Source organism: Actinomadura chibensis NBRC 106107, from assembly GCF_001552135.1.
In the GTDB taxonomy this organism is placed as follows: domain Bacteria; phylum Actinomycetota; class Actinomycetes; order Streptosporangiales; family Streptosporangiaceae; genus Spirillospora; species Spirillospora chibensis.
On record NZ_BCQP01000029.1, the window covers coordinates 79833 to 102457 of the forward strand.

A 22625-nucleotide genomic window follows, 5' to 3' on the forward strand; every position below is an offset into this window, starting at 1 on the left:
CCGCCCGCCCGGCGGGGTCAGAACGCCTCGTCGAGGGCGACGGCGCCCTCCACGCCGATCTGGTAGGCGGAGACGCGGCGCTCGAAGAAGTTGGACAACTCCTGGACGTCCTGCAGCTCCATGAACGCGAACGGGTTCGGCGTCCCGTACCGGACGGGCAGGCCGAGCCGCGCGAGCCGCTGGTCCGCGACGTACTCCAGGTAGGCGCGCATGTCGTCGGCGCTCATCCCCGGCAGGCCGCCCCCGTCGCCGCACAGGTCGCGGGCGAAGTCGAGTTCCGCCCGCACCGCCTCTTCGAGCATCGTCGTCACTTGCTCGGTCATGGCGGCGTCGAACAGTTCGGGTTCCTCCGTCCGGACGGTGTCGACCACGGAGAAAGCGAATTCCATGTGCATTGATTCGTCCCGGAACACCCAATTGGTTCCGGACGCGAGGCCGTTCAGCAATCCACGCGACCGCAGCCAGTACACATAGGCGAACGCGCCATAGAAGAACAGCCCCTCGATGCACGCCGCGAAGCAGATCAGGTTCAGCAGGAACGCGCGGCGGTCGGCGGCGGTGCGCAGTTCGTCCAGGGAACCGAGTGAGTCGATCCAGCGGAAGCAGAACTCCGCCTTGGCCCGGATCGACGGGATGTGCTCGATGGCCGCGAACGCCTTGGCCCGCTCGTCCTGGTCGGGCAGGTAGGTGTCGAGAAGGGTCAGATAGAACTGGACGTGGACGGCCTCCTCGAAGAGCTGCCGGGAAAGGTAGAGGCGCGCCTCGGGCGCGTTCACGTGCTTGTAGAGGTTCAGCACCAGATTGTTCGCGACGATCGAGTCGCCGGTGGCGAAGAACGCGACGAGCCGGTTGACCAGGTGCAGTTCGGCGGGCGTGAGCCGCGCGAGGTCGGCCATGTCGGACGCGAGGTCGACCTCCTCCACCGTCCACGTGTTGCGAATGGCGGCGCGGTAGCGCTCGTAGAAATCGGGATAGCGCATGGGACGCAGCGTCAGGTCCATGCCGGGGTCGAGCAGCATGCCGTGCCTTCCGTTCCGTTCGCTCACTGGCACGCCTCGCAGGTCTCGGGGTTCTCCAGCGAGCACACGTCGCCGCTCGTCTGGAGCGCGGCCGTCTGGAGCACGGTCGTCTGCGCGATCCGGGTCGCGGGGCGCGAGCGCAGGTAGTAGGTCGTCTTGAGGCCGCTGCGCCAGGCGTAGGCGTACATCGAGGAGAGCTTCCCGATCGTCGGCGTCTCCATGAAGAGGTTCAGCGACTGCGACTGGTCGATGTACGGTGTGCGCGCGGCGGCGAGGTCGATGAGCGCCTTCTGCGGCAGTTCCCAGGCCGTCCGGTACAGGGTGCGCATTTCCTCGGGAAGGCCGACGAGCCCCTGGACGGAGCCGTTCGCCTTCTTGATCGCCTCGCGGACGGCCGGAGTCCACAGCCCGAGAGATTTGAGGTCGTCCACCAGATAGGCGTTGATCTGCAGGAACTCGCCGGACAGCGTCTCCCGCTTGAACAGGTTGGACACCGGCGGCTCGATGCATTCGTAGCAGCCCGCGATGGACGCGATCGTCGCGGTCGGCGCGATGGCGATCAGCAGCGAATTGCGCAGCCCGACCTCGGCGACCCGGGCGCGGAGCCGCTCCCATTCGCCGGGACGTTCCGGAGCCGCGTCCGGGAAATGGTCGAGATGGAGGAATCCGCGGGCGGTGCGCGTCTGCTCGTACGCGGGCAGTGGGCCGTTCGCGGCGGCCAGGTCGGCGGACGCGCCATAGGCGGCCAGCGCGATCTCCTCCGCGATGCGCGTCGACAATTCCCGCGCCTCGTCGGAGTCGAAGGGAAGGCGGAGCGTGAAGAACACGTCCGCGAGGCCCATCACGCCGAGCCCGACCGGGCGCCATTTCCGGTTCGCCGCCTCCGCCTCGGGCGTCGGGTAGAAGCCGCGGTCGATCGTCCGGTCCAGGAAGCGGACGGCGGTGCGGACGGTCGCGCGCAGCCGCTCCCAGTCGACCCCGGACGGCGTGACGTGCGCGGCCAGGTTCACCGACCCGAGGTTGCACACGGCCGCCTCGCCGTCGCCCGTCACCTCCAGGATCTCCGTGCACAGGTTCGACAGGTGGACGACCCCGCCCCCGGCGGTCTGGTTGCAGGCGCGGTTGGCGGCGTCCTTGAACGTCATCCAGCCGTTTCCGGTCTCGGCGAGCGTCCGCATCATGCGCCCGTACAGCTTGCGGGCCGGGACCTGGCGGACGAACCGCCCCGCCCGCTCCGCCGCCCGGTACGCCTCGTCGAACTCCGCGCCCCACAGGTCGGTCAGCTCGGGGACCTCCTTCGGGTCGAACAGCGACCACGTCCCGTCGGCCTCGACGCGGCGCATGAACTCGTCCGGGATCCAGTTGGCGAGGTTGAGGTTGTGGGCGCGGCGCGCGTCCTCGCCCGTGTTGTCGCGCAGTTCCAGGAACTCCTCGACGTCGGCGTGCCACGGCTCCAGGTAGACGCAGGCCGCGCCCTTGCGGCGGCCGCCCTGGTTGACGGCGGCGACGGACGAGTCGAGCGTCCGCAGCCACGGGACGATCCCGTTCGAGTGCCCGTTCGTCCCGCGGATCAGCGAGCCCCGCGACCGGATCCGCGTCCACGAGATCCCGATGCCGCCCGCGTACTTGCTGAGCCGCGCGACCTGCCCGTACCGCTCGTAGATCGACTCCAGCTCGTCGCGCGGCGAGTCCAGCAGGAAGCAGGACGAGAGCTGCGGACGCCGCGCCGCCGCGTTGAACAGCGTCGGCGAGCTGGGCAGATACGACAGCGTACTGAGCAGCCCGTACAGCTCGGCCGCCTCCGCCACCCCGCCCGCGCCGTCCGCCACACCGCCCGCGCCGTCCGTGCCGCCGGTTTCGTCCGGGTGGGCGAGGCCGCAGGCGACGCGCAGGAGGAAGTGCTGCGGACGCTCCAGGACGAGCCGCGACCGCGGATGCCGGAGCAGGTACCGGTCGTAGAGGGTGCGCAGCCCGAAGTACTCGAAGCGCTCGTCGGCGGACTCGTCGATCAGGGCGTTCAGCGCCGCCGCGTGCGCGGCGACGAACGCGGCCGGGGCGTCGGCCAGCAGGCCTTCCCGGTGCGCGGCGGCCACCGACTCGGCGAACGTGCCGACCCCGGCGGCCGCGGCCTCGGCCCGGATCCGGTTGCCGAGCAGCCGTGCGGCGACCTTGGAGTACCCCGGTTCGGCCGGGACGAGCGCGCTCGCCTCGCCGATCGCGAGCTCCCGCAGCGCGGCGGTGTCGAGCGCGTCCCCCGAGCGGACGAGCAGCCGTCCCGCGTCCACCCCCGGTATGCCGTCGCAGGCCGCCTCGACCTCGGCGGCGATCTCCGCCGCCGGCGGCGCGGCCAGAGCCTGTGTCACGTGCGTCTCCCCTCGCGAGCCGCCTCGCGGAGGGCATGCGAACGGCACGCGACGGCATGCCGCGCTCCGCCCCCCGGCCCACCCGCGAGACCTGGACGTGTCAGATCTGAGGGACGACCCCCAGACCCCTGAAGAGGTCGGTCAGGCGAACCCCGCCACGGCGCGGCCGCCCGGCCTCCTCACGCGCTGGCAGGTCTTCGGACTCGCGGGCACGGCGCCGCTCCGGAGATCCGGAGGAGGGCGCGTCCTACTGGCCGTCGCTTCCCGGGCCGTACGGCCCAGTGCGTATGACGGCGGTCGTTCCCGCTCACCGCTGCGGGGCAGTCCCGGACTCGCACCGGGTTCCCTCTCACGTCGCCCCCGCCTGGACGGCGGGGGCGAACCAGCACGGGACTGAACCCTACATCTAGTTGAGGATCTTTGCGCAACCCCAATATGTTGGGCGCGTCGAGATTGATCACGGGGGTAGGGTGCACAGCCGGGGGAGGGGGTGGGACGATGGTCAACGCCATGTCCCCGCGTCCCCCGCACCCGGGCTTCCGAACCGCGCGCGCGGTGGTGTTCGCCACCGTGTGCGTCGTGCTGGCGACCAGCGGGCACGTCCTCGCGTCGGGGGCGCCCGTCCCGGTGTGGACGGCGGGCGCCGGATTCTGCGCGGTGCTCGGCGTGACGCTCATGCTCGCGGGCCACGAGCGCTCGCTGCCGACGATCCTCGGCGGGCTCCTCGGCGGGCAGTTCGCGCTGCACACGCTGTTCACGGCCGCGACGACCGCCGCCGGACCCGTCCAGCGGAGCGCGGCCGTCCCGCACGACCCCGCCATGCACGGCCCCGGGGCGTACGACCCCGTCACGCCCGGGTCGGCCCTGCACGCGACCGGCGCGGACGTGCTCACGCCGGTCGCGCACGGCTCCGGCGGGATCGCGATGACGCTCGCGCACACCATCGCCGCGCTGGCCGCCGCCTGGTGGCTGCGGCGCGGTGAGCGGGCGGCCTGGGCGCTGGCGCGGCGGGTGGCCGGGGCGGCGGACCGGCCGATCCGGCTGCTGCTCGCGCTCCTCGCCGTCGCCGCCCGGCCCGCGGCCGGGCCACCGCGCGCCGCCCGCGCCGTCCCGGCGGCGGACGCGGCCCCGGCGGTCGGGCGCGTGCTGCGGCACCAGGTCGTCCGGCGGGGTCCACCGCCGCGTTCGAGGGCGCTCGCCGTCCGCTAGGCGGACGAATCGAGCGCCGTACGTCACCGGGCGCCGACCGACCGGCGTTTCCGGATTTTCCGTACGACTCGAACGGAGTTCCGTCATGGCCTTCCTTCCGCATGCCCCGCGCCGGATCGGCGCGGTCGCCGCGCTGTCCGCCGCGTCCGTGCTCGGCCTCGCGTCCGCCGCGTCCGGGCACGTCACCGCCAATCCGAAGACCGCCGAGAAGGGCTCGTACACCAAGGTCTCGTTCCGGGTGCCGAACGAGCGCGACGACGCGTCCACGACGAAGCTCGTGGTGAATCTGCCCGCCGACCATCCGCTGTCGTCGGTGTCGGTCCGCCCGACGCCCGGCTGGACGGCGAAGGTCGAGAAGGCGAAGCTGCCGCAGCCGATCAAGACCGAGGGCGGCGAGCTGACCGAGGCCGTCAGCAGGATCACCTGGTCCGGCGGGAAGATCGAGCCCGGGCAGTTCCAGGAGTTCGACGTCTCGCTGGGCCCGCTGCCCACCGACACCGACCAGCTCCTGTTCAAGACCGACCAGACGTACTCCAACGGCGAGGTCGTCAAGTGGGAGGAGAACCCGGGCGAGGGCGCGAACGAGCCCGAGCACCCGGCGCCCGCGCTGAAACTCGTCCCGAAGCAGGAGGCGGCGACCACCGCGCAGGCCGGGCTGACCGCGCAGGTCAAGCCGCGGGCCGACGTCGAGTCCGACGACGGGACGGCCCGCCTGCTCGGCGGCGTCGGCATCGGCGTCGGCGCGCTCGGCCTCCTCGCCGGTACCTTCGGCCTCACCCGCACCCGGAGCAGGTCGTGACCCGGCCGGTCGCGCGGGCGGGGGCGGGCGCGCTCGCGGTCGGGGCGGTGCTCGCGCTGTCGGCGGCGCCCGCGTCCGCGCACACCGCGCTGACCGGCGCCACTCCGGCGAAGAACGCGTCGGTGGGGGCGCCGGCGCAGGTCGTCCTGGAGTACTCCGAGACGGTGCGGCTGCCGCGGGTGATCCTGTCGGACGCGTCCGGCGGGCAGCACCAGTCGGGCTCGGCGCGGGCCGTCGACAACAAGGTCACCCAGGCGATCAATGGGACATTGCCGAACGGCAAGTACACGGTCGCCTGGCGGGTCGTGTCGGCGGACGGGCACCCGGTCTCGGGGACCTACACGTTCACCGTGAAGGGGTCGTCGGCGAGCGCCACGCCGCCCTCGCCCTCGCAGGCGCAGGCCGCGCCGTCGCAGGCCGGGGCGGTGAAGTCGGCGGACGACTCGGGCGGCGGCTCGTCCGGCTGGCTGTGGATCGGGCTGATCGCGGCCGTCGTCGCGGCGGCGGCCGGGGCGGTCGCGCTGTTCCGGCGCTCGTCGGCCGCCAAGGATTGATCGTCCCGCTTCCGGTCGGGTGATTACAGGATTACTGTGATTACCCGACCGGTCGCATTCTGGGGGGCACATGATCGTCGAGTACATCCGCTACCGCATCGACCCGGCCGAGGCCGGGGAGTTCGAGGAGGCGTACACGCGGGCGTCCGCGTCCCTCGCCGCCGCGCCCCAATGCGTGGACTACGAGCTGTCCCGGTGCGTGGACGAGCCCGAATGCTACGTCCTGCGCATCGGCTGGACGTCCGCCGACGACCACATGAAGGGCTTCCGCGGCGGCGAGCACTTCCCCGCCTTCTTCGCGGAGATCAAGCCGTACGTTCAGCGGATCGAGGAGATGCGGCACTACGAGCGGACGCCGGTGCGGGGCGCGGGCGGGACCGTCCCGACGATGTACGCGTGGGCGGGCGGCGCCGACGCGCTGGCACGGCTCACGGAGGTCTTCTACACGAACGTCCTGAAGGACGACCTGCTCAGGCCCCTCTTCGAGCACATGGCGCCGGACCATCCGAAGTGGGTCGCGATCTGGCTCGGCGAGGTGTTCGGCGGGCCCGAGCGCTACAGCGGGGAGCGCGGCGGCTACCACCACATGGTCCGGCAGCACCTCGGCAAGGCGATCACCGAGGCGCAGCGGCGCCGCTGGGTTGCGCTGCTCATGGACGCGGCGGACGAGGTCGGCCTCCCGGACGACCCCGAGTTCCGCGCCGCGTTCGCGTCCTACATCGAGTGGGGGACGCGCATCGCCCTCGCCAACTCCCAGCCGGACGCGAAACCGCCCCTGGAGGCCCCCATGCCGCACTGGAGCTGGGGCGTCGCTCCGCCCTACACCGGTTGACAAAAAACGCTAGCTGACTAACACTTCCTATCGCGATAGCGAAAGGGAGTGTGTGTCATGTCTGCGTTCCTGGGACGGCTCGGCCGGTTCTGCTTCCGGCGGCGGCTCGCGGTCGTGCTGGCCTGGACCGGGCTGCTCGCCGCCGCCCTGCTGGCCGGCGCGACGCTCGCCGAACCCGCCCCGGACACGTTCTCCGTCCCGGGAACCGAGTCGCAGCGCGCCAACGACGTGCTCGCCGACCGGTTTCCACAGGCCGCGGCCGGGAAGGCGGCGGCGAAGATCGTGTTCACCGGCGAGCGCGCCGGACCCGCCCTCCCGAGGGCGTCCGTCGACCAGGCGCTCGACCGTGTCAGGTCGGCGCCGAAGGTGGCCGAGGTCTCCCCGGCGACGGTCTCGCGCACCGGACGAACCGCCGTCGCCGAGGTCGCCTACCGCGTCCCCGAGTACGAGCTGACCGGCGCCGACCGCGCCGCGCTGCGCGCCGCCGCGACCGTGCCCGGCCTGCGGGTGGAGATGAGCGGCGACGCGGTCGCGCCGCCGGAGGAGGGCGCCGGGGAGCTGCTCGGCGTCGCGGTCGCGGCGGTCGTCCTGTTCGGCACGCTGGGTTCGTTCGTCGCGGCCGGGTTGCCGCTGCTCACGGCCGCCGCCGGGATCGCGATCGGGCTGTCGGCGATCAGCGCCGCCACCGCCGTGGTCGAGCTGAGCTCCGACGCGTCGGCGCTGGCGCTGATGCTCGGTCTCGCCGTCGCGATCGACTACGCGCTGTTCGTCATCTCCCGCTACCGCGAGGAGGTCCGGGACGGGCACGCCCCGGTCGACGCGGCCGGGCGCGCCGCCGCCACCGCCGGGTCCGCGGTCGTGTTCGCCGGGCTCACCGTGATCATCGCGCTCGCGGGCCTCGCCGTCGTGGACATCCCCGTCCTGACGAAGCTCGGGCTGTCGGCCGCGTTCACGGTCGCGGTCGCCGTGGCGGTCGCGCTGACGCTGCTGCCCGCGTTGCTCGGTTTCGCCGGACGCCGCGCGCTCGGCGGCCGCCGTCCCGCCGCCGACCCGGCCGGACGGCGCTGGGCCCGGTTCGTCACCGCGCGGCCGGTCCCCGTCCTCGCCGTGGCGGTCGCCGGGCTGGCCGTCGCGGCGGCGCCCGCGCTCGGCCTGCGCCTCGGCCTGCCGGACGACGGCACCGCCCCGTCCGGGACGACGCAACGCGCGGCATACGACCTGCTCGCCGCGGACTTCGGCCCGGGGATCAACGGGCCGCTGACGCTGGTCGTCCAGTCGCCCCGAAACACGAGAACCACCGCCGAGCGGGTCGCGCGGCAGGTCGCGTCGCTTCCCCGGGTGGCGTCGGTCGGCGAACCGCTGCTCAACCGAACCGGCGACACGGCGCTGCTGAACGTCGTCCCCACGAGCGGCCCGACGAGCGAGGACACCGAGAGGCTGATCAACGACATCCGGGACCGCTTCCACGGCGACGGGGTCGCGGTCACCGGCCGGACGGCGCTCGACATCGACACGTCGGCCAAGCTCGCGGACGCCCTCGTCCCCTATCTCGCGGTCGTCATCGGACTGGCGTTCATCCTGCTCACCCTCGTGTTCCGGTCAGTCGCGGTGCCGTTGAAGGCCACGCTCGGCTTCCTGCTCAGCGTCGCCGCGACGTTCGGCGCGGTCGTCGCGGTGTTCCAGTGGGGGTGGCTGGACGCGCTCGGCGTGGTCCACTCGTCCGGCATCATCGTGAACCTGCTGCCGGTCATGCTGATCGGCCTCGTGTTCGGCCTGGCCATGGACTACCAGGTCTTCCTCGTCACCCGGATGCGGGAGGCGCACGTGCGCGGCGCCGCGCCCGCCGAGGCCGCCGCCACCGGCCTCGCGCACGGCGCCCGCGTCGTCACCGCCGCCGCGATCATCATGACCAGCGTGTTCGGGGGTTTCATCCTGTCCGACACCCCGATGGCGCAGTCGTTCGGCTTCGCGCTCGCCGCCGCCGTGCTGTTCGACGCGTTCGTCGTCCGGCTGACGATCGTGCCCGCCGTGATGGCCCTGCTCGGACGCGCCGGATGGTGGCTGCCCGCCCGGCTCGACCGCGTCCTGCCGCACGTGGACGTGGAGGGCGCGCCGGTAGGCTCGGCGGTGGAAGCGGGCTAGGGAAGGCGGGGCATGGCGGCCAAGCAGGGCCTTCGGGAACTGAAGAAGGCGAGGACGCGGGCCGCGATCCAGCGGGAGGCGCTTCGCCTGTTTCGCGAACAGGGCTACGAGTCGACCACCGTGGAGCAGGTGGCGCAGGCGGCGGAGGTCGCGCACACCACCGTCTTCCGCTACTTCCCCACCAAGGAGGACCTCGTCATCACCGACGAGACCGACCCGGTGTTCTTCGAGTCGCTCCGCGCCCAGCCGCCTGACCTGCCGCCGATCCAGGCGCTGCGCGCCGCGATGCGGGACGTCCTCGGCGGCTTCTCCGCCGACGACCTCGCCGCGGGCCACGACCGGACCGTCCTGATCCTGTCCGTTCCCGCGTTGCGCGGCGTCGCGTTCGGCAGTTTCATCGACACCATGCGCACGGTGACCGCCATTCTCGCCGAGCGCACCGACCGCCCCCTGCCCGAGATCCGGACGCTGACCGGCGCGGCCTTCGGCATCATGCTCGACCTGATGCTCCGCTGGGCGGACGACCCGTCCCTGGACCTCCCCCGAGCCCTGGACGAGGCCCTCGCCACCCTCGGCTGAATGGCCCCGTTCCCCGAACCCGCCGGGCTCCGAGCTGCTACTAATGATCACTGCCGCACGAGGAGGTTCCGGAGCGTGAGCACGCAGCTCAGGTTGTACAGCGTCAGTCTCGGGACGCTCGACATACTGGTCCGGCCGACGAACGTCTGGCTGGCCGAGGAGTCCCGGACGCAGGCCGCCGCCATCGACGCGGAGGGCTACGTCAAGGGCTCGCGCACGGTCACCGAGGCGCTTGAGGACATCCTGCACGACCGTCCCAAGGACCCGGACGCCGGAAACGCCTACGGCCACGCCTGGGAAATCGTCATCGAGCAACTCGAATCGAAGCGCTTCGACTTCGGCCCGATGAAACTGGGCGCCCGTTTCCTGGACGAGGCGAGCAGCGAGCTGAAATGCCTGGACGTCCCGGCCGAGCTGACCCCGGTGGGCTTCATGTACAACTCGCCGTTCACGGGGACGCCCCACCCGTCCGACCTCCCGGCCATCGGACACCTCCCCGCATCCCAGGTAGCCGCCCTCCTGACGGCCTACCAAGCGGCCGAAGACCGCCTCACGAACCCCGACCACAAGGCTCTGGCCCACACCATCATCACGGCCGCCGAAGAGGTAGTGGACTTCAACCGTTTCGCCGACGGAATGGAAGACGAAGACATCCCCTACTGCGACCTGGTCACCTTCTACTCCTGAACTACACCGGGCTGGCGGCCCCGTGCCATTGCACGGTGTCGGTGTACTGGTGCAGCCAGGAGATCAGCCCATCAGCAACCCGCCACAGGTGGACGAACTCGGCCTCGTACTCGCGCCCCGTCGCCCGCGCGGCACCCCGATAACGGCCGGTCACCACGACCATTCCGTCCGTCGTCTCATGCCAGGACTCGGCGTAGGGAGCCGTGTCGAAATCGGCGAACACCGCGCCCCACACTTTTTCGAGCGTCTCGCGCGGCCCGTGGAACGTCCCGCCCGCGCCGCACGGAAGCCCGGGCGCGGTGTGCGCCTCGAACGCCGGATGCAGGATCGCCAGGATCGCCGCCCCGTCCCCCGCCTGCGCGGCCCCGTAGAACCGCGCGACGAGATCCGTCTCCACCGACATGCGCACCTCATTTTAGAGATGATGTTCTAGAATGCTCTACTACTAGCATCGGGAGGGGCCCCTTGGGAAGACCGGCGAAGTTCGACCAGGACCAGATCCTCGACGCGGCCCTCGCCGTCACCGCCGACGACGGCCCCGCCGCCGCGACGATCGCCGCCATCGCGGGACGGCTCGGCGCCCCGTCCGGCTCCCTCTACCACCGCTTCGGCTCCCGCGACCTGCTCCTCGCGACGTTGTGGACGCGCACCGTCCGCCGCTTCCAGAAGGGCTTCATCGAGGCCCTGAACGCGGACGACCCCGAATCCGCCGCCCTGCACACCCCGCGCTGGTGCCGCACCCACATGGCCGAGGCCGCCGTCCTACTCCTCTACCGCCGCCAAGACCTCGCGACCACCTGGCCCACCGAACCGACCGAAGCCCTAGCCACCCTGAACACCCGCCTAACAAAGGCCCTGGACGCCTACATAACCCGCCACCCCACCACCGACCGCAACGGCCTCGTATTCGCCACAGTGGACGCCCCCTACGGCGCCGTCCGCCGCCACCTCCAGGAGCGCCACCCCCCGCCCCCATACGTGGACGCCCTAATAACGAAGACCTGCCAAGCCGTCCTCGGACCTCACACCCCACCAACCCCCCGCACAACAGCTTCGTCCGGCGAGTAGACAACGGGCCCAACCCACACACGCACCACACCGACAACCTGGGCACGATCAGGCGCGGCGGGATTGACGCCAATGCGCCAAGCCCAATTCGCCAACAATCCCTCGGTCGTCGCAAGGCAGGTCGTAACAAGCGTGCAAGCCCGTCCCTTGTCATCCCACGTATGCCAAAGAGCCCACCCCTCCGGACGCGCCTCAACCCCAACAGCGAGCAGACCTCGGCATAGAAGCCCGACGGCCCGTCCAGGGTGCGACAGGCCCCCTTGGTTCGAGCCCGCTCAAGTGACTTCTCTGTAACCCTCGTAGGGGCGACGAGGACTACCTCAAGGTCTACCGGATGGAGGTCGGCAACACGTTGCGAACCCTCGGAGGGGCGATGAGGACCGGCACCGCAACAGCGGGAATGGTTGCGTGCTCTCGGCAGTTGCGAACCCTCGTAGGGGCGATGAGGACCCCATGGTAAAGGCGCTGGCCGGATGCCGTCTGGGCGACCGTGCATGGAGCGCGATTTCAGCAGACCTCCGGTTGTGCATGAGCTCCCGGCGTGTCGCTGAAACGATCATGCCCGGATCCTGACGGCGGCACGTCTGTAGCGTCTGAGACTGGCCCGGTCGCTCGCACCCGCTTGGATCGGGTTCCCTCTGTCGTCAGGGGTGGTCGGGGACGGTGGGACCGGCCCGGAGAGGCCGCATGCCCGTCGTCCCCGACCGGCCCGGCGGGCCGCCTTGACCCTGTAGAGAAAGTTCTCGACGCCGGGGGCTCCGGGCTAGCTCACCCCCTGCTGCTCGTCGCGCTCTGTGTGCTGGTTGCGGATGGCTTGGGCTTGCTGGATGCGGTTGCGGGCCTGCTGCCCAGAAGTGTTCGTCGTGCATGAGGCCGCTGCCGAGGTACTCCCACTGTCCGGTGGTGCGGTTCGGGTCAGGGGCGGGTCGTCATGCGGCTTGGCGGGCTGCCTGGGCGGCGTGGTCGGCTCGGGCCTGGCATAGCTCGGTGAGGGTGACCGGGTACCGGAGGGATTTGGAAGAGAAGTGTGCGCGCGGCGTTGTGGCGCGGTTGGAGGCAGCCGGAGTTGCGCGGCCTCGGCGGGTGGTGTCGGCGGGTAGGGGGACACGGGCGGTGGCCAGTGGGCTCGTCTCGTCGAATTGCTGGCGGGTGGTGGAGGTGGTCGTGGGGGTAGGTGAGCTGCGCGTTTTGGAGGCTGGGAGCGCGCGCCTAGGGTCAGGCGCGGAGGATGGCCGTTATCACTGCTCGGGTTTCGGTTAGGTCGGGGAGGACTGCTTCGGCGCCTGAGAGGCGTAGGGCGGCGGCTGGGGTTGCGCCGGTCGCTACGGCGACTATGTGGGCGCCGCCTTCGTGGGCTGCGCGGACGTCGTGGGGAGTGTCGCCTATCAGGACGGTGTTGGACGCCGTGAATTGCTCTCCGTATTGGCGGGACGCGCGCCGCTGGGCGAGTTTCACCAAGGGCGGGCGTTCGAGAGCGTCCTCGCCGTAGGCGCCCGCGTCGAGGTCGAAGAAGCCGGTGAGGCCGAAGGCGGTCAGTTTGCATTCGGCGATCCGGCGGGTGTTGCCCGTCAGGGCCGACTGGACCACGTCGGGGCGGGCGGCGAGGGCCTTCAGGGCGGCGCGGGCGCCGGGGAGGACGTGGCCCCGGACGGGGAGTTCGGTGCGGCGGGCCTCGAAGGCAAGGGCCAGGGCGTCCAGGAAAGACGAGGTCAGGGACGGTGTCGGGGTCACGCCGTGGTGCTGGAGGGTCTCGGCGGTGATGGCGCGGTCGGTGCGTCCCGCCATGGGGGCGATCCGGAGGGGGGCGCGGCCGATCAGGCGGTGGAAGACGGACGCGTAGATCTCACCGCTGAGGCCGCCCGCGTTAATGAGGGTGTGATCGATGTCCCAGAGCACCAGTGTTCGCACCTGAGCATGCTAGGCGGGCGCCGTCGACCCCCACTTTTCTGTTGTTGTTCACCTTGCCGTGGAATCCTTGTCACCTGGGTGTGGAGCGGTGCCGGACCCCTTCCTGGAGGAGCTGAAGCGTGGCCGAAAGGCATCTGGAGATAGAGCAGAAGTACGACGCCGCGTCCGACTTCGTCCTGCCGGATCTGGACGGGCTGCCGGACGTGGCCTCCACGGGGACGCCCGAGGCGCACGAACTGTACGCGACCTACTACGACACCGACGATTTCCGGCTCGCCGCGCACGGGATCACGCTGCGCCGCCGCCGCGGCGGGACGGACGCGGGCTGGCATCTCAAGATGCCCGCCGGTCCGGACAGCAAGCAGGAGCTGCGGGCGCCGCTGGGACGTCCGAGCGTGGTGCCGGCGCGGCTGTCGGCGCTGGTCGCGGCCTATACGCGGGGCGCGGAGCTGAGGCCGGTCGCGACGCTGGACACCGGGCGGACGGTCGTCCGGCTGTACGACGCGGACGGCCGCGAGCTGGCGGAGATCGCCGACGACCTGGTCACCGGGCGGGCCGGGGCGGGCGCCGAGCCCGACCGCTGGCGCGAGGTCGAGGTGGAGCTCGCCGGTGGGACGCCGGACCTGCTGAAGGCGACCGGGAAGCGGCTGCGCAAGTGCGGCGCGCGGCGGGCCGCGTCGTCGTCGAAGCTCGGCCGGCTGCTCGGCGGGGCGGTGACGCCGTCGGCGGCGGCCGCGGCGCGGGCGGCGGCGCGGTCGCGGGTCGCGGCGGCCACCTGGAACGGCAAGGGCCCCGTGGTGTCGACCGGCGAGGTCGTCCTCGCCTACCTCGCCGAGCAGGTCGACGCGGTGCTGGCGCTGGACCCGAAGGCCCGGCTGGCCGAGGACGACGCCGTCCACCGGATGCGGGTGGCGGTGCGGCGGCTGCGGAGCGCGCTGCGCAGCTACCGGCCCGTCCTGGACGCCGAGCGCACCGCGCCGCTGAACCCCGAGCTGCGGTGGCTCGCCGAGGTGCTCGGCGAGGTCCGCGACCGGGAAGTGCTGAGAATGCGTTTCGCGGGCGCGCCGTCCTTTCTGCTGGACGACCTGAAACAGCAGGAGCAGGCCGCCTACCGCCGCCTCAACGCGCATCTGAAGAGCGCCAGGTATTTCGCGATCCTCGACGAGCTGGACCGGCTCGTCCTCGATCCGCCGCTCGCGGGGGCGGCGGACAGAAAGGCGCGCAAGGAGCTGCCCGGTCTCGTCACGCGGGCGTGGACGCGAATGGCCAAGGACTACCACTCGATCAAGACCGCCGACGATCCCGACCTCGCCCGGCACGAGACCCGCAAGGCCGCCAAGCGGGCGCGCTACGCCGCCGAGCTGGCCGTGCCGGTGCTGGGCGTCGCGGCGAAACGGGTGGTCAAGGACGCCAAGCGCATCCAGGAAGTGCTCGGCGACTACCAGGACGGCGTGATCGCCATGGAGCACCTGGAGGCCGCCGCCAGGCGCACCGATATCCCGGCCGAGGCGTTCACGCTGGGCGTCCTCTACGGGAAAGAGGAATGCGAGGCGGAGGCGGCGAGAGACCGCCTGTCCACTACGTGGTCGCAGACTTTGGGACCGTCGTTTTAGGGCGGTGGCGTTCGAGAGCGGCCATTGAACCGTCGCTCACGTGCGCCACCCAGAACTCCGCCTTGCCCAGCGCGGGATCGTCCGGGACTTTCTGTCCGAGCGCCTTGCACAGTCCGGTGACGAGCGTGGAGACGATCTCGCCGTGCGTGCAGACGACGGCGGGGACGCCGTCCGCGACCAGGCCGAGCAGCGTCTCGACGGCCCGCTCAGGGCCGGTGTCCCCGACCGTGAACGCCGCCTCCGTGCCGACCGGCTCCCGCAGCCGCCGCGCGTAGGGCAGGACGGTCTCCGCGCACCGCGCCGTCGCCGAGCTGACCAGCCGGAACGACCCGTACACCGCGAGCAGCCCGGCCAGCTCGACGGCCTCGGCGCGGCCCGCGGCGTCCAGCGGGCGCAGCTCGTCCGCCTCCCGCCAGCCGAGCTTCTCCCCCGCCGACGCGTGCCGCAGGATCACGAACGGCGTGGTGTGCAGCGGCCCGTTCAGGAACTCGCGGAGCAGGTCGACGTCGTGCCCGTAGCTGAGCCTCTCCTCCGCCTCGGCGGCGGGCAGCCAGGCCAGCTCGTCCACCTCGTCGTTCGGGGCGAACGCGCCCCCGGCGAGCGGGCGGGCCGCCCAGTAGTCGACGTGCTTCGTCCGGTCCCGGACGGGATACGTGCTGGTCGGGAGCCTGCGGCCGAGCCGGGGCACGATCCCGGTCTCCTCCTCGATCTCCCGGACCGCCGCCGCCAGCACGTGCTCGCCCTTGTCGACCTTCCCCTTGGGGAACGACCAGTCGTCGTAGCGCGGCCGGTGGATCACCGCGAACTCGGCCTCGCCCAGCGGACCGTCCCGCCAGAGCAGCGCGCCCGCCGCCCGGATGACGTCAGCCATCGACGGTCCTCCAGCGGCGGCTCTTCACGAGGTGGGTCTGGATGTCGAGCATGATCTCGCCGGGCCGCGGGGTCAGCCGCGTCCAGGTGCCGTCGCCGTCGAGCGCCCACGAGTGGGTGCCCGCGTCCATCGCGCGGTCGAGCAGGGCGAGCAGCTCGTCGCGGTGCGCCCGGTCGGTGACGGTGACGAGGGCCTCGACGCGGCGGTCCAGGTTGCGGTGCATGAGGTCGGCGCTGCCGATCCACACCTCGGGCTCGCCGCCGTTCTCGAACGCGAACACGCGGGAGTGCTCCAGGAACCGGCCGAGGACGCTCCGCACCCGGATGGTCTCCGACAGCCCCGGCACCCCGGGACGCAGCGCGCAGATCCCGCGGACCCAGACGTCCACCGGCACCCCGGCCCGCGACGCCCGGTACAGCGCGTCGGTGATCACCTCGTCCACCAGCGAGTTGCACTTGATCCTGATCCGCGCCGGATGCCCGGCCCGGTGGTTGTCGATCTCGTGCTCGATCCGCTGGACGAGCCCCGACCGCAGGCTGTTCGGCGCGACGAGCAGCCGGTGGTAGGAGCTCTGCCGCGAGTAGCCGGTGAGGTGGTTGAACAGGGCGCTGACGTCCTCGCCGACCTCGGGGTCGGCGGTGAGGAGCCCGAAGTCCTCGTAGAGCCGGGCGGTCTTCGGGTGGTAGTTGCCGGTGCCGATGTGGCAGTAGCGGCGGAGCTGCCCCTCCGCGTCCTGCCGGACGATCAGCGCCAGCTTGCAGTGCGTCTTCAGCCCGACGAACCCGTACACGACGTGGCAGCCGGCCGTCTCCAGCTTGCGCGCCCACGCGATGTTGGCGCGCTCGTCGAACCTCGCCTTCAGCTCGACGACGACCACGACCTGCTTGCCCGCCTCGGCGGCGCTCATCAGCGCGTCCACGATCGGGGAGTCGCCGGACGTCCGGTACAGCGTCTGCTTGATCGCGAGGACGCGCGGGTCGGCCGCCGCGTCCTCGATCAGCCGCTGGACGGTCGTCGTGAACGAGTCGTAGGGGTGGTGGACGAGCACGTCCCGCTCACGGATCGCGCTGAAGATGCTCGCATCCTCCGGCAGCACTTCCTTCGACGGGACGAAAGGGGGATATTTCAGCTCCGGCCGGTCGAGATCGGCGATCGCGGAGAGCCCGCCGAGGTCGAGCGGGCCGACGACGCGGTAGATCTGGTCCTCGTCCACGAACAGGCCGTCCGTCAGCAGGTCCAGCACCCCGGCGGAGATCGACTCCTCGACTTCGAGGCGGACGACGGGGCCGAACCGGCGGCGCAGCAGTTCCCGCTCCAGCGCCTTGAGCAGGCCCTCGCTGATGTCGTCGTCGATCTCCAGGTCCTGGTTGCGGGTGACGCGGAACGCGTGGTGCTCGACGACCTCCATCCCGACGAAAAGCTGGCCGAGATGGGCGGCGATCACGTCCTCCAGCAGGGTGAACCGGTCCGGGGACGCCTCGATGAAGCGCGGCAGCAGCGGCGGCACCTTGACGCGGGCGAACATCGTCGCGTCCGTCTCCGGGTCCCGGACGATCACCGCGAGGTTCAGCGACAGACCCGAGATGTAGGGGAACGGGTGCGCCGAGTCGACGACGAGCGGCGTGAGGACGGGGTAGATCCGGTCGCGGAACAGGCGGCGGAGCCGCTCCTGCTCGGTCTCGGCCAGCTCGTCCCAGCGCAGGATGTCGATGCCCTCCTCGCCGAGGGCGGGCTGGACCTCGTCGCGGAAGACGGCGGCGTGCCGCAGCATCAGCTCGTGCGCGACCTCGCCGGTGCGGCGCAGCACCTCGCGCGGCTGCCGCCCGCTCGCGGACTGGACGGCGAGCCCGGTCGCCATCCGGCGGGCGAGCCCGGCGACGCGGACCATGAAGAACTCGTCCAGGTTGCTGGCGAAGATCGACAGGAACCGGACGCGTTCCAGCAGCGGCAGCGTCGGGTCCTCGGCGAGCTCCAGGACGCGCTGGTTGAATCTGAGCCAGCTCTCCTCCCGGTCGAGGAAGCGGTCGTCGGGCAGCGCCTCGGCAGCGCGAGGGAGATGTCCTGGATTGACGGTCATGCCGGAATTTTCTCCAAGGAAAGTGAACGGCAGTCGAACTCGGTTATTACGCCCACGTATCCGACTCTCCGATCGTTCCCGGAGTTCCCGCAGTTCACTCGGTGCGCCGGAGGTCGATCGCGACCCGCCACGGTGTTCGCCGCGGTGCCCACTACGGTGCGGATTCGCCCGTGATCAGGCGGTGGCCGAGGCGTCCCGCGAGGTCCGCCACGAACGCGTCCGCGAGGGGCGGCCAGTTCCAGAAGCGGAGGCCGAACTCCGCGAACGCGCAGGGGGTCGGCCAGATCCAGCCATTCAGGGTCGTCCGGGCGCCGCAGCGGGCGCAGACCAGCGAGTCGGGGCCGCCCTCCAACCACTCCTCCACCTCCGCGAGGACGGCCTCGAACGGCAGCCACGCGGCACAGTGCGGGCAGGCGACCCGGTCGTCCTCCCGGACCGTTCCGTAGAAGGCGCTGCGGCCGACGTCCACCTCCAGGCCGTTCGGCCACACGTCGGGGAATCCGCCCAGGTCACCCGTGACGATCGCGGTGGCGGCGGGGCCGGGCGCGTGGCCGCCCGGGACGTCGCCGAGCACGCAGTCGGTGCGGTCGGCGACCACGATCCCGGCGCCCACGAGGCGGTCGAGGACCGCGCGGGCGAGATCGGGCGCTTCCACGGGATGGGCGTCGACGTCCGCGACCCAACGGCTGCGCTCCCCCACAAATCCACACATTACGCCGCGCGAGGTCACCGTGGGGGAGTACCGACCTGGCCACCGGGAGGGCTTCACTCGGGCAGGCGGCGTGGGTAGAACGAGAACCGTGACTGCTCACGAACCTTCGCCGCCGTACACGACCGCCGTCTTCTGGCCGCGCTGCACGGCCGTCGACGGGTGCACCGGGCGCACCGCCGGTCCCTCGGGGGGCTGCCCCGCCCATCTGCGTCCCCGGGACTTCGAGCGGTTCGTGGCGTCGCTGCGTCCCGGGGGCGACCTCGACCTGCGCGGGGTCACGATCCCCGGCTGGCTGCTGGATGCCGTGCTCGACGCCGTCACCGGCCCCGACGGCCGCCCCCACCTCGGCCGGACGCGGTTCGACGGCGCGGTGCTGCCGACCGACGCCGGGCTGCGCGGCTTCTGCGTCGAGGGCGACAGCTCGTTCGACGGCGCCTGCTTCCTCGGCGCCGCGTCCTTCTTCGACGCGCGGTTCTTCGGGCACGTCTCGTTCCGGGGCGCGCGGTTCGGGCGCAACGTCTCCTTCCACGGCGTGCGGTTCCACCAGCACACCTCGTTCGAGGAGGCCGTGTTCGCCGGGGACGTGCTGTTCGGCGAGGCCGCCTGGAACGCCGACGCGTCCTTCCGGCGGGCCGTGTTCATGGGCGCCGCCTGTTTCGACCGTGCCAAATTCGGCCGGGACGCCGCCATGCAGGCCGCCTGCTTCGGCGGGGCCGTGTCGTTCCGGCGCGTCCAGGTCGCCAGGCACGCCCGCTTCGAGCGGACGAAGTTCCGCCAGGGCCTGTGGCTCGGCCCCCTCGTCGCGGGCGGCCGGATCGGGCTCGCCGACGTCACCGCGCACGGCGGGCTCCGCGTCCACGCGGCGGCGCGGCAGGTCACGGCGCGGGGCGCGGCCGTCCACGGGGAGGCCGACTTCCGGCTCCGGCACGCCGAACTCGACCTGGAGGACGCCGTCTTCGACGGGACGGCGTGCGTCCGCGCCCTCGCCCACCCCATCCAGGGCCTGCCCGAACCGGCGTGGGCGACCGCGTCGCCGCGGCGGCCCGTCCCGCCGAGGCTGGAGGAGGGCGATTCCGGTGGGTCCGGGTCCGCCGGGGCGGGGCGGCCGTTCGGAACGGTCCGGGTGACGTCGCTGCGGCGGGTCGACGCGAAGCGGGTGCGGCTCGACGGCGTCGACCTGAGCGACTGCGCCTTCCTCGGCCTGCGGCGGCCGGACGCGCTCCGCCTCACCGGCGGGTGCGCCTTCGCGCGGACGCCGGGCCGGTCGTGGCCGCGCCGCTCGCCGGGCCGCGCCGTCCTCGCCGACGACCTCGCCCACCTTCCGGCGGCGTCCGGCACACCGCATGCCGCTGTCGCGGGTCGGCGGTTCCGGACGGCGCGGTTCGTGCTCGGCCGGGCCGGGGCCGGACGGTCCGAGTTCGGACGACGCGGATCCGAGCGGTTCGCAGCGGGGCGGTCCGGAACGGCGCGGTCCGGGGACGGGCGGTTCGGGGGCGGGCGGTCGTGGGCGGCGTGGGCGCGGGCCGGGCGGTTCGGCGGCGCGGGCGCCGGGGGCGGCGACGCGCGGCTCGCGGCGCTGTACTGGGACCTCGCGCGGGCGGCGGCCGACTCGGGGCACGGGCGGCTCTCCCGCGACTTCCGGTACAACGCGCTTGAGCTGCGACGACACAGCGAACCCGTCCCGTGGCGGCGCTGGGGGCTGCACCTCATGTGGGTCACCTGCGGGTACGGGCTGCGGGCCGGACGCGTCGTCGCCTGGCTCGCCGTCATCGTGGCGCTCGTCTGCTGCGGGGCGACGCTGCTGAGTCACGACAATGAGCAGGAGATCGTCCCGTACTTGAGCGCGCCCCGAACATAACTCGCCGGGGGCGGCTTCCCCGGGGTCGGTGAATAGCGCCGCGGCCTTGTTTTGTCAGACCCTTGGGTAATCATTCTTGTTATGAGCAGAGACACCCATCCGGGAGTGCAGTGCCCGCACTGCCAATCGCATCTCGCGCTCGTCCCCGTGCCCGGAAACCCCGCGTCCGGAAACTCCGCCGTCCCACCGATCCCCGTCCTGCCGATCACGCCGAAGGAGGAATGGCAGCCGCCGCCCGTCGCCGAAGTGCTCGCGGTTTACGCGGGACGCGTGAAGGACTCCGCCACCGCCTCCCGCGGCGCCGCGAAGGTCAGGGAAAGCCTCAACCGCGCGCGGGCCGCCGCCGCGCAGCGGCGGGCCGCCCAGAAAACGGCCCGCCGCACCCCCAAAAGCGCCTGATCACATCCCGAACACTAACGACCCCTCGCCCCAATGACACGACGCGTCCCCGCGGCGACGCGACCACGCCCCGAACGCGCACCCGAGGGCGGCGCGAAAGGGACGGCACCGAGTGGGCGCCGTCCCCTTCCCTAACGCGGTCACTTGGGCTGCGCGTCAGTCCATTCCGCGGTGACCGTGACCATCGAGTCAAGGACCTGACCGGCCTTGAACTCGGCTCCGGCCGACGGCTTCAGCAGGATGCTGTCGAAGGCCAGCGCGGTCCCCGTGGACAGGTCGAGCACCACCCGATGGCGGATCACTCCGGCGTCCGTCCGCTCGTCCATGGCGACGGCGTCGCCCTTCCGGCCCTCCGAGTCGACGACCTTCCCGATCGACTTCACCTGCGGCAGCCCGGCCAGCACCCGGAACGCGGCCGACCGCACCGCGGGCTTCACCGGCATGCCGACCACGCCGCGCGCCACCTCGAACAGCCACGCGTCCGCCCCCATCGGGACGTCGCCCTCGGTGCCGTGGCCCTTGTAGTCGCGCAGCAGGTGGGCCTTGAGCTTCGCCGGGTCGGACGGCAGCGACCGCAGGTCCTTCATGGTCACGTTCCGGCCGATCCAGAAGATCATGCCGTCCTTCAGCGGGCTGCTGCTGAGCGTGCGCTCGCCGGGCGCCGCGTTGATCTCGATCGGCTTGCGGATCTTGTTGTTGCCCCGCGTGATCGACACCTCCGACTTGAAGGTGGTCGGCGAACCGGCGCGTTTCCACGCCTGCACGTCCCGCATCGTCGCGGGCTTCGCGTCGAGCTGGTGGACGGCGCCCCACCTCCGGCCGGTCGGGCTGCTCGGCACCCAGCCCTCCTCCATCTGCCGCATGACGATGGTGTAGGCCGCGTCGCCCTTGCCCACCCGGAAGTAGAAGGACGCGATCGTCCGGTCGTGCCAGTAGGTTCGCATCTGGTCGGGCTGCGCGGCCGCCTTGTCCGCCGCCGTCAGCAGGACGGTCCTCACGTCGATCACCTGCTCGGCGCCCGCGCCGGGGGCGTGCCGCGCCGGGCCGTCCCCGCCCGTCGGGACGAGCGTCACCGCCGCCACGGCCCCCGCCGCGACGGCGGCGGCGAGCCCGAGCCCCCACACCGGGCGCACCCGCCGCCGCCGGACCGGGACCACCTCCCGCACAGGGGCCTCGCCCCACGGAGCCGTCGCCATCGCCCGCGCCAGTTCGGCATGCCGCACCCGCTCGTCGAGCGGCGCGCCCGGGTCCAGCTCGGCGGGACGCGCGTCCCGCAGCGTCCGCATCGCGTCCTTCATGACATCTCCTTACCGACGATCCCGACCCGCGTCCCAGCGGGCGTCCCCTTGGTCACGGCGGGTACCGCCGCCGCCTCAGCGCCCACCGCCCGCCGCCCTCGCGACGCGTCGTGCGCGCCTTCCGCGGCGCGGGCGAGGCGGCGGCGCGCGCGGTGCAGCCGGACGCGCAGCGCCGCCGGCGAGCAGCCGACGACGCGGGCCGCGTCGCGCGGCGACAACCCCTGCCACGCGATCAGGACGAGGACCTCCTGATCGCCTTCCGGCAACCCCGCCATCGCGCGCAGGACGGCGAGCCGTTCCGTCACGTCCTCGGCGATGTCCCCGCCGGGGTTCGCCGCGGCCGTCCATCTGCCGAGCTCGGCCGCGAACGCCGCCTGCCGCGCCTCGGCGCGGTGTCCGGCGCGCAGGACGTTCCGCGCGACGCCGAGCAGCCACGGCAGCGGCGGCTCGGGGACGTCGGCGAGCCGCCGCCACGCGATCGTGAACGTCTCGGCGACCACCTCGTCCGCGTCCTGGCGTCCGACGCGGCTGACGGCGTACGCCCACACGCGCCGCCGGCACTCGTCGTAGATCGCGGTGAAGCGTCTCTCGTCGGAGGCTTCATCTGCCACCGCCTGCTCCTCCGTCCCTCCGGGTT

20 protein-coding genes and 1 riboswitch are annotated in these 22625 nt (G+C 72.2%); of the genes, 11 read left to right on the plus strand and 9 right to left on the minus strand.

The annotated features are described in order from the left end of the window. Positions 1–17 precede the first annotated feature (17 nt). Together ACH01S_RS17605 and ACH01S_RS17610 are read right to left on the minus strand one after the other, a co-directional pair. Positions 18–1046 carry a ribonucleotide-diphosphate reductase subunit beta gene (locus ACH01S_RS17605; protein WP_246236527.1) on the minus strand — a complete coding sequence of 343 codons (1029 nt, stop codon included), beginning with the start codon at positions 1044–1046 and terminating at the stop codon, positions 18–20. Beyond that, positions 1043–3382 carry a ribonucleoside-diphosphate reductase subunit alpha gene (locus ACH01S_RS17610; RefSeq protein WP_067892475.1) on the minus strand — a complete coding sequence of 780 codons (2340 nt, stop codon included), beginning with the start codon at positions 3380–3382 and terminating at the stop codon, positions 1043–1045. Before ACH01S_RS17610 ends, ACH01S_RS17605 begins: the two co-directional genes overlap by 4 nt. Positions 3383–3553: 171 nt before the next feature. Further along, a riboswitch (cobalamin riboswitch) is annotated at positions 3554–3784 on the minus strand. 108 nt (positions 3785–3892) lie between these two features. Here ACH01S_RS17610 and ACH01S_RS17615 point away from each other — a divergent pair. From ACH01S_RS17615 to ACH01S_RS17645, 7 genes are all read left to right on the plus strand, one after another. Continuing rightward, on the plus strand, positions 3893–4591 hold the full coding sequence (locus ACH01S_RS17615) for a hypothetical protein (RefSeq protein ID WP_067892656.1): 699 nt from the start codon (positions 3893–3895) through the stop codon (positions 4589–4591). Positions 4592–4676: 85 nt separating this feature from the next. After that, a complete protein-coding gene (locus tag ACH01S_RS17620; RefSeq protein WP_067892476.1) occupies positions 4677–5390 on the plus strand; it encodes a YcnI family copper-binding membrane protein in 714 nt (237 codons plus the stop codon). Beyond that, complete coding sequence (locus ACH01S_RS17625) at positions 5387–5944, plus strand: copper resistance CopC family protein (protein WP_148344199.1); 558 nt, start codon at positions 5387–5389, stop codon at positions 5942–5944. The genes ACH01S_RS17620 and ACH01S_RS17625 overlap by 4 nt, the downstream gene beginning before the upstream one ends. Before the next feature lie 70 nt (positions 5945–6014). Beyond that, a complete protein-coding gene (locus ACH01S_RS17630) occupies positions 6015–6776 on the plus strand; it encodes a group II truncated hemoglobin (protein WP_067892478.1) in 762 nt (253 codons plus the stop codon). Positions 6777–6833: 57 nt separating this feature from the next. Beyond that, positions 6834–8918 (plus strand): MMPL family transporter, encoded by a 2085-nt coding sequence (locus tag ACH01S_RS17635; protein ID WP_067892480.1) that lies wholly within the window; start codon positions 6834–6836, stop codon positions 8916–8918. Between the two features lie 12 nt (positions 8919–8930). Next, positions 8931–9497: a TetR/AcrR family transcriptional regulator gene (locus ACH01S_RS17640; protein ID WP_067892482.1), complete on the plus strand. Its 567-nt coding sequence runs from the start codon at positions 8931–8933 to the stop codon at positions 9495–9497. A gap of 75 nt (positions 9498–9572) precedes the next feature. Continuing rightward, the gene (locus ACH01S_RS17645; protein ID WP_067892484.1) at positions 9573–10184 is read left to right on the plus strand and encodes a DUF7691 family protein; all 612 of its coding nucleotides are present in this window, start codon (positions 9573–9575) and stop codon (positions 10182–10184) included. Position 10185: 1 nt separating this feature from the next. On the opposite strand, the gene ACH01S_RS17650 is transcribed toward ACH01S_RS17645, so the two are convergent. Continuing rightward, positions 10186–10587 (minus strand): nuclear transport factor 2 family protein, encoded by a 402-nt coding sequence (locus tag ACH01S_RS17650; protein WP_067892486.1) that lies wholly within the window; start codon positions 10585–10587, stop codon positions 10186–10188. A 62-nt stretch (positions 10588–10649) separates the two neighbouring features. Between ACH01S_RS17650 and ACH01S_RS17655 the strand changes: the two genes are divergently transcribed. Then, positions 10650–11252 carry a TetR/AcrR family transcriptional regulator gene (locus ACH01S_RS17655; RefSeq protein WP_067892487.1) on the plus strand — a complete coding sequence of 201 codons (603 nt, stop codon included), beginning with the start codon at positions 10650–10652 and terminating at the stop codon, positions 11250–11252. A 1215-nt stretch (positions 11253–12467) separates the two neighbouring features. On the opposite strand, the gene ACH01S_RS17660 is transcribed toward ACH01S_RS17655, so the two are convergent. Beyond that, the gene (locus ACH01S_RS17660) at positions 12468–13160 is read right to left on the minus strand and encodes a haloacid dehalogenase-like hydrolase (protein WP_067892489.1); all 693 of its coding nucleotides are present in this window, start codon (positions 13158–13160) and stop codon (positions 12468–12470) included. 119 nt (positions 13161–13279) lie between these two features. Between ACH01S_RS17660 and ACH01S_RS17665 the strand changes: the two genes are divergently transcribed. Next, positions 13280–14773 carry a CYTH and CHAD domain-containing protein gene (locus ACH01S_RS17665; protein WP_067892491.1) on the plus strand — a complete coding sequence of 498 codons (1494 nt, stop codon included), beginning with the start codon at positions 13280–13282 and terminating at the stop codon, positions 14771–14773. On the opposite strand, the gene ACH01S_RS17670 is transcribed toward ACH01S_RS17665, so the two are convergent. From ACH01S_RS17670 to ACH01S_RS17680, 3 genes are all read right to left on the minus strand, one after another. Next, a complete protein-coding gene (locus ACH01S_RS17670; protein ID WP_067892492.1) occupies positions 14739–15644 on the minus strand; it encodes an NUDIX hydrolase in 906 nt (301 codons plus the stop codon). The two genes, ACH01S_RS17665 and ACH01S_RS17670, sit on opposite strands and share 35 nt — an antisense overlap. Further along, a complete protein-coding gene (locus ACH01S_RS17675; RefSeq protein ID WP_067892494.1) occupies positions 15637–17721 on the minus strand; it encodes an RNA degradosome polyphosphate kinase in 2085 nt (694 codons plus the stop codon). Before ACH01S_RS17675 ends, ACH01S_RS17670 begins: the two co-directional genes overlap by 8 nt. Positions 17722–17872: 151 nt before the next feature. Further along, positions 17873–18421, minus strand: coding sequence for a hypothetical protein (locus ACH01S_RS17680; RefSeq protein WP_067892496.1), 549 nt, complete (start codon positions 18419–18421; stop codon positions 17873–17875). A 100-nt stretch (positions 18422–18521) separates the two neighbouring features. Between ACH01S_RS17680 and ACH01S_RS17685 the strand changes: the two genes are divergently transcribed. Both ACH01S_RS17685 and ACH01S_RS17690 read left to right on the plus strand, forming a co-directional pair. After that, positions 18522–20291, plus strand: coding sequence for a pentapeptide repeat-containing protein (locus ACH01S_RS17685; RefSeq protein ID WP_067892498.1), 1770 nt, complete (start codon positions 18522–18524; stop codon positions 20289–20291). An 81-nt stretch (positions 20292–20372) separates the two neighbouring features. Next, positions 20373–20690, plus strand: a complete 318-nt coding sequence (locus ACH01S_RS17690; protein WP_067892499.1) for a hypothetical protein — start codon at positions 20373–20375, stop codon at positions 20688–20690. Between the two features lie 140 nt (positions 20691–20830). On the opposite strand, the gene ACH01S_RS17695 is transcribed toward ACH01S_RS17690, so the two are convergent. Together ACH01S_RS17695 and ACH01S_RS17700 are read right to left on the minus strand one after the other, a co-directional pair. Beyond that, positions 20831–21988, minus strand: coding sequence for a CU044_5270 family protein (locus ACH01S_RS17695; protein WP_067892501.1), 1158 nt, complete (start codon positions 21986–21988; stop codon positions 20831–20833). Next, the gene (locus ACH01S_RS17700) at positions 21985–22599 is read right to left on the minus strand and encodes an RNA polymerase sigma factor (protein WP_083980811.1); all 615 of its coding nucleotides are present in this window, start codon (positions 22597–22599) and stop codon (positions 21985–21987) included. The genes ACH01S_RS17695 and ACH01S_RS17700 overlap by 4 nt, the downstream gene beginning before the upstream one ends. Positions 22600–22625: the final 26 nt, after the last annotated feature.